Here is a 17,917-nt window from a genome sequence, read left to right on the forward strand (position 1 = left end):
TGCGTTCGGGTAAACAGGAGACTCGAGATGGCAAGGCCGAGCATGGGTTGGGTGATCGTCGCGGGTCTGCTCGTCTGCGGCGGCTGCGAGAGCGGCGCCCGGTCGGCGAGGATTCCCGAGCGGGTGCCCTTCGCGCCCCGTGACGGCAAGCCGCGAACGACTCCCGCGATCGATCTCACCAAGCCCGGCACGATCGCGCGAGGTACGGCGACGCCGGTGAAGCTCGACACGCGCGACCTGCCGAACGAAGTGGGACGGGAGACGCTGGCCACACGATCGTTCCGCGTGGGCGCGATGCTGGGGCCCGAGGGGGGCAAGGAGGAGCAGCGGCGTCTCGATCGCGCCCTCGGCGAGCCGAACGATCTCGAAGCCGGCGCGACGCTGGACGAGTCGCGCACGGTGCCGGACCGCATGTTCCCGGCGATCAGCAACACGGGGTGGAACCCGCCCGATCCGACGCTCGCCGTCGGACCATCGCACGTGGTCGTCACGGTGAACTCCGACATCGCGTTCTATGACAAGGCCACGGGCGCCGAACAGTTCCGAGTGCGCCTGGGGAGCCAGGGCTCACCGGGGTTCTTCGAGCCCGAGGGCGCGAGCACGTTCTGCTTCGATCCCAAGGTGGTCTATGACCATCTCGCGCAGCGGTTCGTCGTTGTGTGCCTCGAGAAGTATGGCACGACCGAGGCCTGGGTGGACCTTGCCGTCTCCGACGACAGCGATCCCAACGGCGTGTGGTACCGCTATCGCACGGATGCCGTCATCGACATCGGGACGAACCTCGTATGGTGGGACTATCCGGGCCTTGGCTACGACCAGAGCGCGTACTACGTGACGTCGAATCTCTTCTCGCTGACGGACGGCGGGAGTTTCGGCGGCGTGGGATTCCGTATCTTCGACAAGGCGCCTCTTCTCACGGGTGGGACGGCAACCCACCTCACGATCCGCGAATCGGGGATCTCGACGCTGATGCCGATGCTGCACTTTGGCGCGACCCTCGCCGATGCGCCAGGGAACGTCGCGGCGTTCTTCGCACGCATCCAGAACTCCACAAGCGTGCGCTTCTACGCGATGTCAAACCCGCTCACCACGCCGACGCTGACCTCCATAAACGTCACGACGCCGGCGTACGTTGGCGCGATCACCGCCCCGACGATCAACGGGACGGAACTCTCCAACTCGGGGATCATGATGCCCACGTGGCGCGCGGGTAAAGTCGTGATGGTGAACAACGCGTCCATCAACGGGCGGAACGTCGCGCGATGGCACGAGTTCGCGACCGGTTCATGGCCAACATCGGGCGGCGTGACGCGCGTCCAGTCGGGCGACATCGACGCGGGGCTGGACTATCACACGCTCTTCCCCTCGATCGCGATCAACGGCGCCGGCGATATGGGCGTCGTTGTCGGGCGCACGAGCGAGAGCGAGCGCGTCGGCGTCGCGATCGCGGGCCGGCGCGCCACCGACCCGACGGGGCGTATGGGCGTCCCCGTGCTCGTGAAGCCCGGCGAGCGCGACGGAGGCGGTCGCTGGGGTGATTACCAGGCCGTCGTCGTCGATCCCGCGGACGACACCACCTTCTGGGCCGTCGGCGAATACAACCGCTCATCGGCATCCGGCGGCGGGTGGCACACGTGGGTCGCCTCGTTCCAGGTCGCGGACCAGAGCCTCTGTCATCCCATCGCGGACGATCTCGGCCCAATCCAGTTCGTCGCTCCCGCGACCGTCGACGTTCTCGCCAACGACTGGCACTCGACCGGGCAGACCCTCTCGATTCTTTCCTTTGACGCGGCGAGCGCGCAAGGCGGCACGATCGTCCGCAGCATCGGGACAGGCCCGGGCGGACGCGATCAACTGGTGTACACGCCGCCATCGGCCTTGCCCGCGAGCGCGACGGATTCGTTCGCGTACACCGTCTCGGACGGCCTTGGAGGGAGCGCCTCGTCCACGGTCGTGACGCACCTGTACAACCCCGCGATGTATCGGAACCCCGACGCCCTTGGCGCCAGCACGCTTGGCGTGCACGTGGACTATTACAACCTCGGAGCTTCGCTGACGACCTTGCCCGACTTTGCCACGCTCACACCGTCGTCGAGCGACACGGTGGCGCAGATCAACTATCCGTCGACCTCCGCGGCGTTCGCGACGTCGGGCCTTCTCGACAATGTCGGCGCCGTCTTTGAGGGATACGTGGATGTTCCCGCGACCGACCTCTACACGTTCTACACCAACAGCGACGACGGCTCGACGCTCTCCCTGGGCAACACGCTCCTCGTCGACAACGACGGCACGCACGGCATGCGCGAGTACGCCAGCCCGCTCATCGGTCTGAAACAGGGGACACACCGCGTGCGAGTGGAGTTCTTCGACGCCGGGGGGAACCAGGGGCTGATCGTAAGTCTCGCGGGGCAATCGCTCGCCAAGCAGGTGATCCCCGCCTCGCGATGGAAACTGAGCGTTCCCTGCGTCGCCGACGTGGACGACGGCTCAGGCGGCGGCACACCCGACGGCGGCGTCACGATCGACGACCTCCTCTACTACGTCTTCGTCTTCAACCTCGGCCTCACCCGCGCCGACATCGACAACGGCACCGGCACGGGCACCCCCGACGGCGGCGTGACGATCGATGATCTGCTGTACTTCCTCGCCCGATTCAACGCGGGGTGCTGACCAATCTGGTTGGATCTCGCGTGACGGCGTTCGCGTGATGGAGCTCGGTCGACGCGATCGCCACAACTCGTCCGTTACTTTTTTCGTACCACCGTGTAGTGCGCGTAAGTCTCCTTGGCGGCCTCCTCTTTCGGCTTGCCCTCGTCGTACTCCAGAGCCTTCCAGCATCCAAGCACCCACGTCTGGTCGTCCCCGTCGAACGTGATCACTTCAAACCCAGCGGCGGCGTACTGCTCGCGTGTGAATGGACTCCGGCCATCGGCCATCGGAAGGTACGGCTTGGTTGGGTCATCGGAAGGCGACTGGGCCGGACAGATGTTGTAGATGATGAAGAGTCCGCCGGGCTTGAGAGCCGCGTGCACCGCGGCGAGGAACGTCTCGTCGTCCACCCCGAGCTTGACGAGCATCCTCTCGTCCACCGTCTTGCCCGCGGGTGGTTCGGGGTGGACATAGCCCCTCTTGAGCGTGTTCTTGCTCGTGACGACGTCGAAAGTCCCGTCGCGACCGTGTGACGCGATGTGCTTCGTGAGTTCCTGGTACGCCGGCCATTGGCCGGTGTGCAGGAAGACGGTCTGTGGCCCTGTGCCGACGCGCACGTCCGTCTCATTCGAGTACAGCGCCTCAAAGAGCGGCTCGATCTCCACGCCGTGGACCTCCGCGCCGCGCTGAGACATCAGTCGCAGGTGCCCGATGGTTCCGTACCCGAAATCGAGCACGCGCTTCCCGTCGAGCGATGGCACGCCATGCAATCCCATCAGGTCCACGACACGCGAGTAGACCAGCGGCGAGCCATAGCCTGTGTAGTAGTAGAACTCCGGGGTGCAGACTCGTGGCCTGTACGTGGCGCGTTCCTCTTCCGAGAGCGTCTCCCATGTCGCGGCGGTGATCGCCGATCCCGGCTTTCGGTATACCGTGCGCGACTCGACCACGGGAAGGTCGCCCGCTGCCGCGAGAAACTCGCGGGCGACGCCGGATTCCACGAGCGGCGTGAGCAACGCGGCTTCCGCGACGAGTTGCTTGACGACCTCGGCACCGTCCTTTGGCGCTGGTGGTGCTGGAGGCGTCGGATCCTTCGCCTCGTGCGTGGGTGAGGCCGGGGGCTTCGCGTTCGGCGAGGCATCCGCCGGCTGGGCGAGGATGCCGCACATCAGGCCTGCCGTCGCGACCAACATCGTGATCATGATTGAGTATCCCCAGATCGTGAATCGGCGTCTTCCCGTGGACCTTCGCACTCGTGCTACACCCTGGCGGAACTCGGCGTCGGCAGCCGTGAGTGAACCGACGCCGTGTCTGCCTGTCGCCGCCGGCAATCACACGAGGTGACCGCCCCGGTCACGTATCGCCTCATGGCTCCCTCACCCTCGCCCTCACCGCCTACGGCAGAAAATACTCCGGGATGGACGCCCCGTTCCACGAGAACGAGCGCTGGCGATACGGCGAGACGTTCTGATAGTTCGTCGGCGGCGTGTCGTACGCGTCGAGATACATGCGGATGAGTTTCTCGCCCGTGCCCATCCACGCGGCGTGCCCGTCGGCGTAGGAGATGTTGTATCCGTCCTTGCCGTGGTTATTCCAAGGGTCGGGATAGTTGTTGATGCCATCGGGGCGGCCGACGCTAGGGACGATCGATTGGTCGTTGTCGTTGTCGATGAAGAGATACGACCGGTCGGGGTGGGCCGTGTTTCGGATGGTCTTGAGAACGTTGATCGTCTGCATCTCAAAGACCGCGGGGGTCTCGCTCTGCCGCCAGCCGAGTTGCTGCCCGAGGGAGACGCCCGGTGGGGTATAGATGACGGTGCCGTCGAGGTATTTGCCGGCGGTGAACCAGGCGCGGATCTCGTAACTGTGCCCGCCGGTGTTGTCGGCGGCGTCGCGGGCGGCCCAGAAAGTGTCGCGGATGAAGTCGCGCCCATAGAGATCGAAGACCTCGGGGCCCTGCACGCTGCTGAGGGTGACGTCGGCGCGGACGCGGTTCTTGGTCGAGGGACAGATTGCGACGTTGTAATCGCTGATGAAGTCGGGGAAGAGCCAGCCGATGTTGTCCTCCCAGTCGAAGAAGGCGGGGAGGAAATAGCCGACCTTGGTGTCGTTCGAGTACGTGCCGCAGGCGATGGCGAGTTGGCGTGTGTTCGAGAGGCACGCGACGCGGCGTGCGGACTCGCGCGCGGCCCCGAGCGCGGGGAGCAGAAGGCCGATCAGGAGCGCGATGATCGCGATGACGACGAGGAGTTCGATGAGCGTGAAGGCCCGCGGGATACGCATGCACGCCTCCTGTTCGGTGGGCGACGGAATGCGGATTGTACAGGTTCCGATCCGGGTCGTGCGGACGGGGCGTGGGCCGACTCGCCGTGGATGAGGCCCACGTGGACACGCGAATCCGGCAGGATGGGCGAGATCATGGCGATCACGGCGGCGGCAGCGGCAGAGCCTGCAGGATTTGCTATGCTGTGGACGAGAGTTGCCCGCGATGGCCCCGCGTTCCACGCCGGAATCGGGGCCGATCCGCCGGTCGGATGATGGAGGTCAGCCATGAAGAGTCGAGTCGAGGCCGCGCGGATCGGGATGGTGGCGACGACGGGTGTGGTGGCCGGCCTGGTGCCCATGGTCGCGTTCGCCCAGCCCACGGTGAGCGTCGACTTCACGGGCGCGAGCGTCTCCTCGCTCTCCTCCAGCCCCGCGGATCTCGTGCGCACGAGCACCGGCACGATCAGCCCGGCCGAGGGCTACCTCTTCGAGTTCAATCCGACGGTGCACACGACCGGGCTCCTTGGCGGCGTGCTCTTCCCGGATCCGACCCCGCTCGGCGATGTCCTGAACTTCTTCGTCCCCGGGCAGCAGCGGATCACGCGCGGCGCCATGCGCAACCCCGGCGGCGCGATCCCCGTCACGCTCGACACCGAGGTCGTCGGCGGGACGTTCTCCGGGCTCTCGATCAGCCTGACCTTCGAGCAGAAGATCCTGATGACCGGCCAGGGGCAGGCCGCGATCCGCAACATCCAGAAACCCTTCGGCCTGGGGATCGCGGTGGACTCCGGCGGCGCGGTCTTCACGACCTTCACGCCCCCGCCCGCGAAGGTGAGCGAGTTCCACTTTGGCGGCGATCTTCTCTCCGTGAAGGAGACGGGCCTGGCCCCGACCGCGGGGAACGGAAAACTCCGCTACCTCGACGATCCCGCGTTCGGGCCCATCCTCGGCGGGCCCGGCGCCGAGACGACCTACCCCAACCCCCCCACGCCCCAGGACGTGACACGCCAGCAGTCGTCCTTCGGCACGACGACCTCCTTCGGGATTCCTTCGATGAGCGGCGAGGAGGACACGGTCTACCTCACCAGCCCGCCGCGCCACCTCGCGGACCCCACGAATCAGGCCAAGTCGCGCGGGATCGGCCTCGCGTTCTTCCCCAACACGCGCGACACGTGGCCCGAGGACCGCAACGGGCAGTGGACCATGGTCTGGGACATGCTCATCCCCGCCGCGTCGTGGTCAAGCGAGTTCGTCACGCCCCTCATCGAGGACAACCACAACAACGACTCGTCCGCCGACTCGTTCATCCACAAGGTCGGCGCCGCCGCCCAGTTCGGGTACAACGTCGATGTGAACTCGTACATTGGCGTCCCGCTCGCCCCCGACACCTGGTTCCGCCTCGCCCTCAGCAGCGACGGCTATAGAACCAAGGCCGGGCGCGTCTTTATCAATGGAACGTTCGTGGGCACGACCGGCGGCGACTGGTTGTACGCCTCCACGAACTCCACCGACCCGCGCTACGGCGACATTTCCTCGACCAACCCCACGGGGACGGCGGTCCCGCCCGCGACGTGGGCGAGTTGGGGCGAGTTCCCCTCGCCGTGGGCCCAGGCCCCCAACAGCACGCTCGCGCCGATGGCCTCCACGATCTGCCTCTTTTCAGACTTGCAAGGCCGCGGCGAGCGCGTGTACGTGGCGAACTTCATGTACACCGACGAGGCGATGACCGACGCCGAGATCACCGCCCTGGGCGGCCCGAACGCGCGGGGCATCGTCCACCTCCGCCCGATCCAAGGCTGCGTCGCCGACGTCGACGACGGCACCGGCACGGGCACGCCCGACGGCGGCGTGACCATCGACGACTTGCTCTATTACCTCGCCATCTTCAACGCCGGCAGCGTCAACGCCGACGTGGACGACGGCACCGGCACGGGAATCCAGGACGGGGGCGTGACGATCGACGACCTCTTGTATTACCTCGCGAGGTTCAACGCGGGGTGTTGAGGGTTCTCCGCCTTCGGCGGGGGTGTCATGCGCGTGCAACCATCCGTGTCCACCTCCCGTACACGTCTCACACCCCCGATCCTTAAGGGAGATCCCCCGATGCGACTCCGCCCGTTCCCGATCCGGCCCGTCCTCGCGGTGCTGTCGATCCTGCTCTCGCTCGTCGCGCCCGCGATGGCCCAGGACGCCGGCCCGACCTGCACGGAGCGGTGGCGGCCGATGGCCGAGGTGCCCGGTGTCGCGGGCGTCGTGCGCGCCACCGTGTGGTGGGACCGCGACGGCGACGGGCCTGGGGAGCCGTGGGCGCTGGTGGGGGGCGTCTTCCACGGGGCGGGGGGCGTGCCCGCCGACGCCATCGCCGCGTGGGATCCGGCGACGGGCCGCTGGTCGGCGCTCGTCGCCGACACCGACCTGGATCCGCGCGGGGCGATCGACGGCGAGGTCGACGCGATCGCGATCGGCCCTTCGGGCGAGGTCTACGCGGGCGGGTACTTCGCGGTGCGGGGCGTGAGCGGCGTCTTCAACCTCGCGCGCTGGGATGGGACGCGCTGGACGGGCGTGGGCGGGTCGCCGAACTTCCGTGTCACGTCCCTGCACGTCTCTCCCGCGGGCGATCTCTACGCGTCGGGGACCTTCACCAGCATCGGCTCGGTCGCGTGCGCGGGGATCGCGCGCTTCGACGGGTCGACATGGTCCCGCTTGGGCTCGGGGCTGCCCCAGACGTTCAACTACATGGCCGCCATGCTCACGCTCGACGACGGCTCGCTCCTGGTCGGGGGCCGCTTCTCGAGCGTGGGCGGAGTCTCCGCCTTCAATCTCGCCCGATGGGACGGCGTGGCGTGGCACGCGATCCCGCAGGTCTCCATCGGACAGGTCTTCGGCCTCACGCGCCTCGAGAACGGCGACATCGCCGTCGCGCACTACGCCGGGGTTGGCCTGCTCCACAACGGGACCTGGTCGAGCCTCCCCGATCCACCCGTCACGACGACCCTGGGATTCACGGCGTATGGCGTGGCCGCAACAGGTGGGGAGGGGCTGGTCGCGGTGGGGATCGCCGAGGATCCTGTGAGCCCGTCATTCAGCCTGTCATGGATTCTCACCTGGGACGGCTCGGCCTGGTCGGGCGTGCAGACGGACCGGACTCCCTACGCCGTCGCCGCGACGCGCGTCGATGGTGGGGGCGTCGGCGGGGGTGAGGGGCACGTCCGCGTGGTCGCGGGCGGTTCGCTCCAGCGTGTGGACGACCGCGTTGCGTACGGGACCGTGCTCGTCGAGGACGGCGTCTCGCGCGCCATGGGCGAGGGCTTCTCCGGCGCGTTCGCCGCCGCCGTCGCGGCGCGGTGGGCCGGCTCGAGTCCCGGTTGGCTCGTGGCCGGCGGGGACGTGGTGGCCACCGAGTCGTTCGCGTCGAGCGGGATCGCGCTCTGGGATGGGAGCGCATGGCGCGGGCTTGAGAGTGGGGTGATCGGTCGCGCGACCGCGCTCGCCGAGGGGCCCGACGGCTCGATCTATGCCGGCGGCTTCTTCACCCGGACCGAGACCGGGCAGCACGAGGCCGTCCTCCGATACGACGGGTCCATGTGGTGGTCCCTCCCGGGCGGACCCGGGGTGGGCGGGGGCGGTCGTCGCGTAGAGGCGATCGCGGCCCTTCCAAACGGCGACCTTCTGGTGGGGGGCGCGTTCTCGACGGCCGCATCGGGAGAGACCGAGGCCTCGGTCGCGCGCTGGAACGGCTCGACGTGGGACTTTGTCGGCGGCGGCCTGCCCATCTCCACCCTCGCGTCGCGCGTGCACGATCTGGCCGTCCTCGATGGCACGCGAGTCGCGGCCGTTGGCCACTTCGACGACCCCGAGACCGCCGGTGGCACGGCTGTCGCCGCGATCCTGGAGGACGAGACCTGGGCGATCATCGCCCGCACGCTCACCTCGCGCGACGCGATCACGCCCTCGATCTCCGCCGCGGCCGCGCTCTTGAACGGCGACCTCGTCGTCGGCGGCGTGTTCGACTCGATCGAGGGCGTCCCGGCCGCAAACCTCGCCCGGTTCGACGGCGTCTCGTGGCACGCGATGGGCGAGGGGCTCCCCGCGATCTCTGTCGTGTCCCTTCTCACGCTGGAGAACGGCGACATCCTCGCGGGCGGGGGCGTGAGGGGCGGCTCCACCAGCGGGGGCGCCGTCGCGGCGCGCTGGAACGGCTCGGCGTGGCGGATGGTGGCGGGGGGTGGGGTCGCGACCACGGGGTGGCCGTACGGGTCCCCCGCGATCACCGCCCTGGCGCGCGTGCCATCGCCCACGGGCGACGGCGAGGACGACGTGATCGCCGTGGGGGCGTTCGCCACCCTCGACGGCGTCGCCACGCGCGACGTCGCCCGCCTCATCATGGACGCGAGCTCGTGCTGCCTCGCCGACATGGACGACGGGACGATGGCGGGGGCCCGCGACGGCGCGGTGACCGTGGACGATCTGGTCTATTACATCGCCCTCTTCGAGGCGGGCGCGACCCGGGCCGACGTCGACGACGGCTCCATGGCGGGCGTTCGCGACGGGGCGGTGACGATGGACGACCTCTTGTATTACCTCGCCCGCTTCAACGCGGGGTGCTGAAGAAGAGGGAATGGGGAATGGGCCATAGGCCATGGCGGATGGGGCATGACGCTGGTGGTGGTCGGCGTGGGGTGTGTGGTGGGGGGTGAGTGCGCGGGGTGTTGGGGTGTGTGGGTGTTCATTTGGGGCGGGCGCGGGGGGGTCGCGTCCGCGGGCGATTGTGTTCAGGCGGCGTGGCCCCTGATCGCGGGGGCGCCGGTCGCGCGGGCGGATGTGGTTCGAGAGTTTGTGCCGCGTCCGACCCCGAACTGGACGACGATCGGGGGGCTGTCGTCGCCGAGGTGCGTGCCCCGGGCGGGGCGCACGAGGTAGACGGCCCCGCCGTGCGCCGCCTCGGGCGGGATCGTCGTGTCGGTGAAGGTGATGCGGCGGCTCCTGGCCGTGGTCCCGGGGGTGGCGCCGACGACGATATAAGAAACCTCGCCCAGCGCGGGGATCTTCCTTCGGATCTCGAAGCGCACGCCGTCGCTGGTCGCGGCGTGGTCGGCGATGAAGGAGAGCGTGACGCTCCCGTCGCCGTTGAGGGCCGCCGAGAGATCGCGCGGCGTCGATGGAGGGATGGTCTCGCCGCGCGTGGTCCGGCTCGTGGGGAGCGCCGCGGCGGCGAGGACCGCGTCGGGATCGGAGGCGAGCGCCGCGTGGGCCTTGATCGCCTGGACCAGGACCAAAGCCCGCTCGCGCAGGGCGCGCTGGGCCTGGTTGGACTCGCTCGTCGCGGTGATTGCCGCGAGCCGGGCCGCCTCGGCGGCGTGCCTCGCCTCGATCGCCGCGTTGGTGAGCGATTGTAACTCCGCGACCTGCGATGGCGTGATCCCGATGGACCCCTGCGTCGCCGCCACCTCCCACACGGGCGCGTGCGTGCCGCAGAACTCGAGGGTCCCGTCCACCGACTTGGGGATGACGCGCATGGAACTTCCTTTCGCTCGCGCCCGAGTCGGGCGCGCGCCGCCGTGGGTCGTGCATCGGCGTGCCGGGGGCTCCACTTCAGTTGAATGGGAGGCAAGTCCAGTCGGAAGGCAAGAAACTCCCCGCGGCCCATCACCACCCCCACCCGCCCGGCTCGCGAGCCCTCCCGTCCAGTTCGTGAGCCCTCCCGTCCAGTTCGCGAACACGCCCGCCAGTTTCGGCCCCCCGCGTGGCCCGGTCGCGATTCCCCGTGCCACGATGGCCGGGGCACGGGGCGGGTTCGCCATGCCGCCCACAGCCCCGGGGCGCACGCCCCCAACGTGGGCCCCGGGCCCCTCGAATGAAAGAAACGCCGCCCGCAACCGTTCCCGGACGTCGTCCGTAGACTCTGTGGTCCACGCGAACGCCGATTTCGCCCGCGCGATTCTCGCGCCGGTTCCCGCTGACGAAACAACAATCCGCTCGACCACGCGGCCCTCCGCCCAACGAGTGATCCATCCCGCCCCGATCCCGCGCGAAAGGACCCCCGCGATGCGCCACGCCCGCCCGACTCGTTCGAACGCGTCCCCATCGACCTCGCTCGCGGGCCACGGTCTCTGTCTCGTGGGTCACAGGCTCTGTCTCGTGGGTCACAGGCTCCGCCTGGCGGGCGGCACGGTTCACATGAGGGCGATCGTCGCCGCGCTCGTCCTCGTGTCTCTCGTCCTCTCGCCCCGCGCCGTCGCGCAGTCGCCCTGCGGCGAGCCCGGCGGGTGGGAGAGCCTGAACACCCTCCCGGGGATCGACGGCCATGTCTCCGCCATGATCCGCTTCGACCCCGACGATGGCGGCCCGCGCGGCGCGTGTGTCGTGGTCGGCGGCGCGTTCACCGCGGCGAGAGACATCCTCGCGAGCAACATCGTCCTCTATGACCCGATGGACGACACCTTCGAGACGCTCGGGGCGGGGCTCAACGGGATGGTCTCCGACCTCGCCGTGCTCCAAGACGGGAATCTGCTCGCCGCGGGCTCGTTCACGCGCAGCGGGGATGCGACCACGCGATCGATGGCCGTGTGGGACGTGCGCACGCGCACGTGGAGCGAGTTCGCGGGCGGGGCCGACTCGGGTGTGGGCAGTGTCGAGCGTCTCGCGAACGGAGACATCGCGATCGGGGGAGGATTCACCCACGTCGGGATGGGGATCGACGCGGGCGGGCCGGGGGTGGGGGTCGAGGTGTTCCGCCGCGCGATCTTCGACGGCACGACGTGGCGTCATCTGGGCGATCGTGCGACCGACATGGCCCTCTCCATCACGGTGTGGGACCTCAAGGCGGCGCCGACGGGCGATCTCTACGCGAGGGTCCACGTGCGCAACGTCGTCGAGACTCCAAACTACCGGCTCTCGCGCTGGGACGGCATGGCGTGGCACGATCTCCCCGACGTGCCGTCGCTGACCTTCAACTCCACGATCGCCGTCACGCCCGACGGACGCCTCATCGTGCGCGGCGTCTTCACGACCCTCGTCACCACGCCCTCGGGGAATATCGCCATCTGGACGCCCACGGGTGTCGGGGACCAGGGCGCGTGGTCCACGCTCGGGAGCGGCCTCGAGGGCGGGTGCTTTGGGATCGCGGTGGACGACGCGGGCGCGATCCTCGCCGTGGGACTCAAGAACTCGGGCTCGGGAACCGTGAGGCCGAGCCTCTTCCGATGGGAAGAAGACGAGCCCGGCTCGGGCGCGGGCGAGTGGATCGTCGTGGCGCCCGAGATCGGCGGCACCACGCCCTACGAGATTCTCCCGTGGGACGACGGCGGGTTCTTTGTCGGTGAGTCGTTCACGACCTCGTCGAGACAGAGGATCGTCCGGTTCGGGCGCTTCGTCCCCACGGGCGGGAGCGAGGGGCAGGGGGCGTACATGAGCCTGGGCGGGGGAATCGTCGGGACGGTGTACGACACGATCACGCTGGAGAACAGCGACATCCTCGCGGGCGGAGACTTCGGCGAGGCGAACGGGGCGTTCGCCTATCTCGCGCGGCGGGTGAGCGCGACGGGAACGTGGGAGCGCGTCGGCGGAGCGCTCGACCAACAGGTGTTTGCCCTCACACGCGCCCTCGACGGGAGCGTGATCGTGGGCGGCGGGTTCCAGCACGCGGGCGCGATGTCCGCCAGGACCATCGCCCGGCTCGATCCAGTGACCAACGAGTGGTCCACCTTTGGAGACGTGCTCTCATCGAACGTGGCCGCGCTCGCGATCCTTCCCGATGGGAGCGTGCTCGCCACGGGTGGGCTCGCGCTCGGCGGACCGGCGGGCCTCACCAGGGTGGCGCGCTGGACCGGCACCGCGTGGGAGGGCGTGGGCGCGGGGATGAGCCAGTATCCCGGAGCGCTTGCGATCGATGCCCAGGGGAATCCGCTCCTGGGACAGCCGACCTCGAACAACGGCGGGGTGCCGAATCCCGCGATCGCGCGCCTGGAGGGCACGACGTGGACCGCGGTGGGCGGGATCACCGCCTCCCAGGTCAACGACCTCGCCCTCGCGCCCAACGGCGACATCCTCGCCGCCGGGTCCCTCACCATCCCCGGCGTCAGCGGCACGCAGGCGGTCGCGCGCTTCGACGGCACGGCGTGGAACGCCATCGGCGGCGGCGTCACTGGCACGGGCCAGGCCATCCTCGCGCGCGACAACGGCGATCTCATCCTCGGCGGGTCCACGCTCGTCGCGGGCGGGCCCACCACACCCGGCGGCGCGGTCGCGCTCGGAGGGCTTGCGTCCTTCAACGCCTCGGCCCCGTCCGGCATGAGCCCGTGGAGCACCCTCGGCACAGGCATTTCGTACGGCGTGTTTACGCTCACGCTCGATCGCGAAGGCAACCTCATCGCCGGCGGGACGTTCTCGATCGCGGGCGGCGTCATCTCGCCGAGCATGGCGCGATACCGGTTCGCGACCCCCGCGTGCTGCCCCGCCGATCTCGACGACGGGAGCGCCACCGGCACGCGCGACGCCGCCGTCACCATCGACGATCTCCTGTTCTTCATCGATCGATACGCGACCGGCGACGACGCGGCCGACCTCGACGACGGCTCGGGCGATGGCACGAGTGACGGGGCCGTCACCATCGACGACCTGCTCTTCTTCGTGACGCGCTTCGCCCAGGGGTGCTGAAGAGGGGCGGCATCCGTGTCAAGCCTCGCCGCGACCGGACGACGAGGCGATCGCTCTGTCGTCGCGTGACGCGGGTCTGCTCACGAGAACTTCACGAGCCACACACATCATGTTCGGATCACCCACGAACGCCGCGTGAAGATGCCGCGCAGGTCGTGCGCGGTGTGTTTGCGCAGTCTTCGAGGAACCATAAAGGAAGTCGGCGGGTGGATCTCTCTAGCGTTTGCCGCTCGAACGAAGAGATCAGCGATCGGTCTCTCCAAGAGCGTCACTCCAAGCAAGGGAGAAGCCTCGGACATGGACCGAAACCGCACTGTTTCACGACGAAACACCGCCTTCACGCTCATCGAACTCCTCGTGGTCATCGCGATCATCGCGCTGCTGATCGGGCTTCTCCTCCCCTCGCTCGCCGCGGCGCGCGAGGCGGCCCGCCAGGTCACCACGCTCTCGAACGCCCGCTCGGTGACGCAGGGCGTCGCGATCTACAACGCGTCGAACAAGGAGTACTTCCCCCCGCACTACGTCTACGCCTCGACCCAGAACGGCTTCGACTGGCAGTTCCAGGATCAGCAGACCTCCAACCCCAATCCGCAGAACGGGTACATCCACTGGAGCGGGGCGCTCTTCTCGGGTGATGGCGGCTCCCTTCCCGAGGGGGCGTTCTCCTGTCCCTCGGTGGCCAAGGGCGGCGCCCCGCGGACCAATCCGGGTCCCGATGCGTCCGACTGGGATCCGGGACAAGTCAACGACCAGGGCAACGCGTCGCCCTCGAACTTTCCCAAGGACCGCCAGGTGAAGCGCATCGCCTTCGGCGGGAACGCGGCCCTCTTCCCGCGGAACAAGTTCTACACCTCGCCGGGGAGCGCCCGACTCAATCGCCTCGTGAAGGACGCCGAGGTGATCAACGCCAGCAGCACGATTATGGTCAGCGAGTTCCACTCCGCGAATGGCTACGAGGGACTTCGCACCGACCAGGGCCTGGTCAAGAGCCACCGCCCGATCACGCCATTCTCGGGCATCTCCGCCGGCGCCGATGTCTACAGCGAGCCTGTGAACGGCGAACTCCCACGATTCCGATATCCCGACCAGGGCGACATCCTCAATGAGCGACTGATCCCTCCGGGCGCCATCGACGGCGGGACCGAGTTCGCGATCAACATGGTTGGACGCCACCACAAGGGCAAGAAGGACCAGTTCGGCGGCGGCGCGATCTTCGGCTACACCGACGGGCACGCCGAGTTCGACGTGCTCTGGAACACGATCCAGAACCGCCGCTGGGGCGATCGCTTCTACAGCCTGACGGGACCCAACAAGGTTCGTCCATGACTTCGACGCGTCGCGCGGGAAACCGCTCGACGCGATTTCGTTCGAGGCCGGTCAGTGGTTGAGTGGCAACGGGCGGCACAGGTGCCCGGGCGCAGTGGTTGCGCGCGGGATTGATGGACATGTGTGATCTGGACTTTGGATACCTTGGGAGAGGATCAAATGAGAAACGTGAAGACTTCGGCTCTGTTGGCGATCGCGGCGGGAACGTGCGCGGCGGTCGGTATGGCGAACGCGCAGACGGTGATCAACATCTCCGGCGCGACGCTCCTCGAGAACTACGTGAAGGCCCCGGCCTCCACCAACGACTTCATCGATTGCGACAACGACGGCGTCGCGGGCAGCCTCGGCAGCCTCTCGATCGACCAGCTCGCTCCCACCACCCCGGGCGTCAGCGACTGGGTCGTCCAGTATCGCTCGGTCGGTTCGGTCAACGGGTTCAACGAGCTCACCCGATTCGGCGATCCCACCTGCGCCACCGGTGATCACAACAACGCGGCCGGCATCCTCGGTCAGCCCACGACCTCCGGCGGCACGCCGTCCGGTGTGGCGAGCGCTGCCTACATGAACCGCACGCTGTATATCAACGGCGGCCTCGCCGTCGGCGCCTACGACTCGACCAACCCCGGTGGCGCGCCATTCACCAGCGCCGGCGATGTCATCTGCATCGACATCGCGCCCCTCGACGTCGCCACCAAGTGGGCGACCCGCAAGGTCGGCGGCACGTCCAACTGGGACAAGACGCCCCTCGCCGTCGGCTATGGCACCAACCCCGTCATCTCGGTCAACAAGACCGGTGGCGCTTCGGGCGCTGGGCTTTCCAACCAGCTCGTCGATCTCAACGGGCGCAACCACTTCGACCCCTCCAACCCCGGCCTCGCCGACTCCAACACCATCTTCGACAACGAACTCGCCTTCGCTCCCATCGCCCCGGTCGTGAACTTCGGCACGGGCATCACCCAGGTCAAGATGTCCGAACTCCAGCACCTCTTCAGCACCGGTCGCGCCATCACCGGCGAGAACCTCATCACCCACACGCGCGACGTCGGTTCGGGCACACGCAACGCCTTCATGAACTCCATCGGCGTCGACCCCTCCTTCGGGCGCGGCGAGAACATCGGGTCCATCATCACCTCCTCCTCACAGAGCCTCGTCGGCCCCAACTTCTTCCCTTCCAACAAGGGCTCCAACGGCCGGATGGAAGAGACCATCCGCAACACCCGCCTCGGCATCGGCTATGTCGGGACCGAGCGCGGCGTGACCGGCTCCGGCTCCGGCTCGTGGCTCTCCTCCGGCGCCCTCGAGATCGCCGACACCATGGGTGATATCTACGGGCAGACCACCTACATCCGCCCCACGACCTCCAAACTCGTCCACAACACCATCGGTGACGCGACCCATGGTGACGGCTGGCTGATCGGTGGCCAGGCCGTCCTTGCCACCATTGGCGATCCCCTCGCCGAGTCCATCGCCGACGGCGGCCTCGGCGCCTCCACCCCCCAGATGGCTAATCCCGCCGCGGCCTGCTACATGAACAACATCCGCCAGAGCATCGCGGCCTTCATCAGCGTTCCGACGGATCCCGAGAACTTCGGCATGCCCGGCGAGTTCGCCGCAACCCAGTTCTTCCTTATCTCCGCGCTCGATAACCTCCACGATCAGGTCAGCCCCACGACCATGGTCACCAACACCGGGTTTGCCTCGGGCGTTCAGGCCTACACGCTTGCCAACAACGTCCACAACAACGCGGCGTTCAACTCCTTCAACACCTCCTCGGCCGGCCGCGTGCCCACCCGCACCACCGGCGTCACCTACACCGACGGCGTCGTTGGTGGCGGCAACTACCTCAGCCAGGGTGGCGCCAACGTCGCCTACGGTGCGGTCCTCACCCTCCGCAACAAGATCGCCGGCGACTTCAACGGCAACGGCGCCCGCGACGCCGGCGACATCGCCGAGATGCTCAAGGCCTTCCGCCAGCGCAACGCCGGCCCGGCCTGGGTTGCCCCCGCCGGCTCCGGCCCCCTCGCCGGCGCTCCCGGAACCGATGCGATCATCGAAGTCCTCGGCGACCACAACGCCGACGGCAACTTCGATGCCGCCGATGTCCGCTACACCGCGGACGGCCTCTACCTCGTCGGTGGAAACCTCGACCGAAAGGCCGGGTTCACCGCCGTCGACACCGAGTGGAACACCCTCACGGGCTCCAGCAACTTCTTCGCCACGACCAAGGCCACCAGCGCACCCTACGCCGCCGGTGACGCCCGTGGCGACATCGCCAAGGCCTCGGGCGAGGTCGCTCGCGGCTGGGCTCCCGTCGGGTTCGACGGCGTCATCAACGCCTTCGACATCGACTACGTCTACGCCCAGTTCAAGAAGAACGCCAACATCCTCGATGGCGCGGCCAACTGGTCCAACCTCGACGAGGCCATCCACTTCGATCTCTCCGCCGACATCAACGGCGACCTCGTCGTCGACCAGGCCGACGTCTGCGAACTCGTCACCGGCATCCTCGGCACGAGCCTCGGCGACGTGAACCTCGACGGCACGGTTGACGGCCTCGACATCGGCATCATCAACTCCAACCTCGGCAACGCCGGCACCTGGGCCACCGGCGACGTCAGCGGCGATGGTCAGGTCACCAGCGACGACCTCGACATCGCCACCGGCGTCACCGACCCCTGCCTCGTCTGCGTCGCCGACGTCGACGACGGGACCGGCACAGGCACCCCCGACGGCGGCGTCACCATCGACGACCTCCTCTACTACCTCAACATCTTCAACCTCGGCAGCATCGCGGCCGACGTCGATGACGGCAGCGGCACCGGCACCACCGACGGCGGCGTCACCATCGACGACCTCCTCTACTACCTCGCCCGCTTCAACGCCGGCTGCTAATCACGCTGTGTGACGGGACATGAAGTCCCGACCTTCCCTTGCCGCCCCGGTGTCCTTCTGGACACCGGGGCGTTTCTGTGTACGTGGTCAACTCTCTATAAATGCTCGATGTTTGGCACATGAGCGGATC

Annotated in this window: 9 protein-coding genes; 6 read left to right on the forward strand and 3 right to left on the reverse strand. The window is 68.2% G+C overall.

The annotated features are described in order from the left end of the window. The first annotated feature begins 27 nt into the window (after positions 1-27). Positions 28-2,670, forward strand: a complete 2,643-nt coding sequence (locus IPK69_09290; protein QQS08188.1) for a hypothetical protein — start codon at positions 28-30, stop codon at positions 2,668-2,670. A gap of 74 nt (positions 2,671-2,744) precedes the next feature. Here IPK69_09290 and IPK69_09295 read toward each other — a convergent pair whose 3' ends face one another. After that, positions 2,745-3,851: a hypothetical protein gene (locus tag IPK69_09295; protein QQS08189.1), complete on the reverse strand. Its 1,107-nt coding sequence runs from the start codon at positions 3,849-3,851 to the stop codon at positions 2,745-2,747. A gap of 193 nt (positions 3,852-4,044) precedes the next feature. Continuing rightward, positions 4,045-4,932 carry a prepilin-type N-terminal cleavage/methylation domain-containing protein gene (locus IPK69_09300; GenBank protein ID QQS08190.1) on the reverse strand — a complete coding sequence of 296 codons (888 nt, stop codon included), beginning with the start codon at positions 4,930-4,932 and terminating at the stop codon, positions 4,045-4,047. A gap of 267 nt (positions 4,933-5,199) precedes the next feature. Here IPK69_09300 and IPK69_09305 point away from each other — a divergent pair, with 267 nt between their 5' ends. Next, positions 5,200-6,918: a hypothetical protein gene (locus IPK69_09305; GenBank protein QQS08191.1), complete on the forward strand. Its 1,719-nt coding sequence runs from the start codon at positions 5,200-5,202 to the stop codon at positions 6,916-6,918. A gap of 99 nt (positions 6,919-7,017) precedes the next feature. Further along, a complete protein-coding gene (locus tag IPK69_09310) occupies positions 7,018-9,522 on the forward strand; it encodes a hypothetical protein (GenBank protein QQS08192.1) in 2,505 nt (834 codons plus the stop codon). Positions 9,523-9,686: 164 nt separating this feature from the next. On the opposite strand, the gene IPK69_09315 is transcribed toward IPK69_09310, so the two are convergent. Then, positions 9,687-10,430, reverse strand: coding sequence for a hypothetical protein (locus tag IPK69_09315; protein QQS08193.1), 744 nt, complete (start codon positions 10,428-10,430; stop codon positions 9,687-9,689). A gap of 622 nt (positions 10,431-11,052) precedes the next feature. Here IPK69_09315 and IPK69_09320 point away from each other — a divergent pair. The 3 genes from IPK69_09320 (at position 11,053) to IPK69_09330 (ending at position 17,787) form a co-directional block, all read left to right on the forward strand. Continuing rightward, positions 11,053-13,569, forward strand: coding sequence for a hypothetical protein (locus IPK69_09320; protein ID QQS08194.1), 2,517 nt, complete (start codon positions 11,053-11,055; stop codon positions 13,567-13,569). A 297-nt stretch (positions 13,570-13,866) separates the two neighbouring features. Beyond that, entirely contained in the window at positions 13,867-14,895 is a 1,029-nt protein-coding gene (locus IPK69_09325; protein QQS08195.1) for a prepilin-type N-terminal cleavage/methylation domain-containing protein, read from the forward strand. 159 nt (positions 14,896-15,054) lie between these two features. Then, the gene (locus IPK69_09330) at positions 15,055-17,787 is read left to right on the forward strand and encodes a hypothetical protein (GenBank protein ID QQS08196.1); all 2,733 of its coding nucleotides are present in this window, start codon (positions 15,055-15,057) and stop codon (positions 17,785-17,787) included. The last annotated feature ends 130 nt before the right edge of the window (positions 17,788-17,917 follow it).

Source organism: Phycisphaerales bacterium, assembly GCA_016699835.1.
Taxonomy (GTDB): domain Bacteria; phylum Planctomycetota; class Phycisphaerae; order Phycisphaerales; family UBA1924.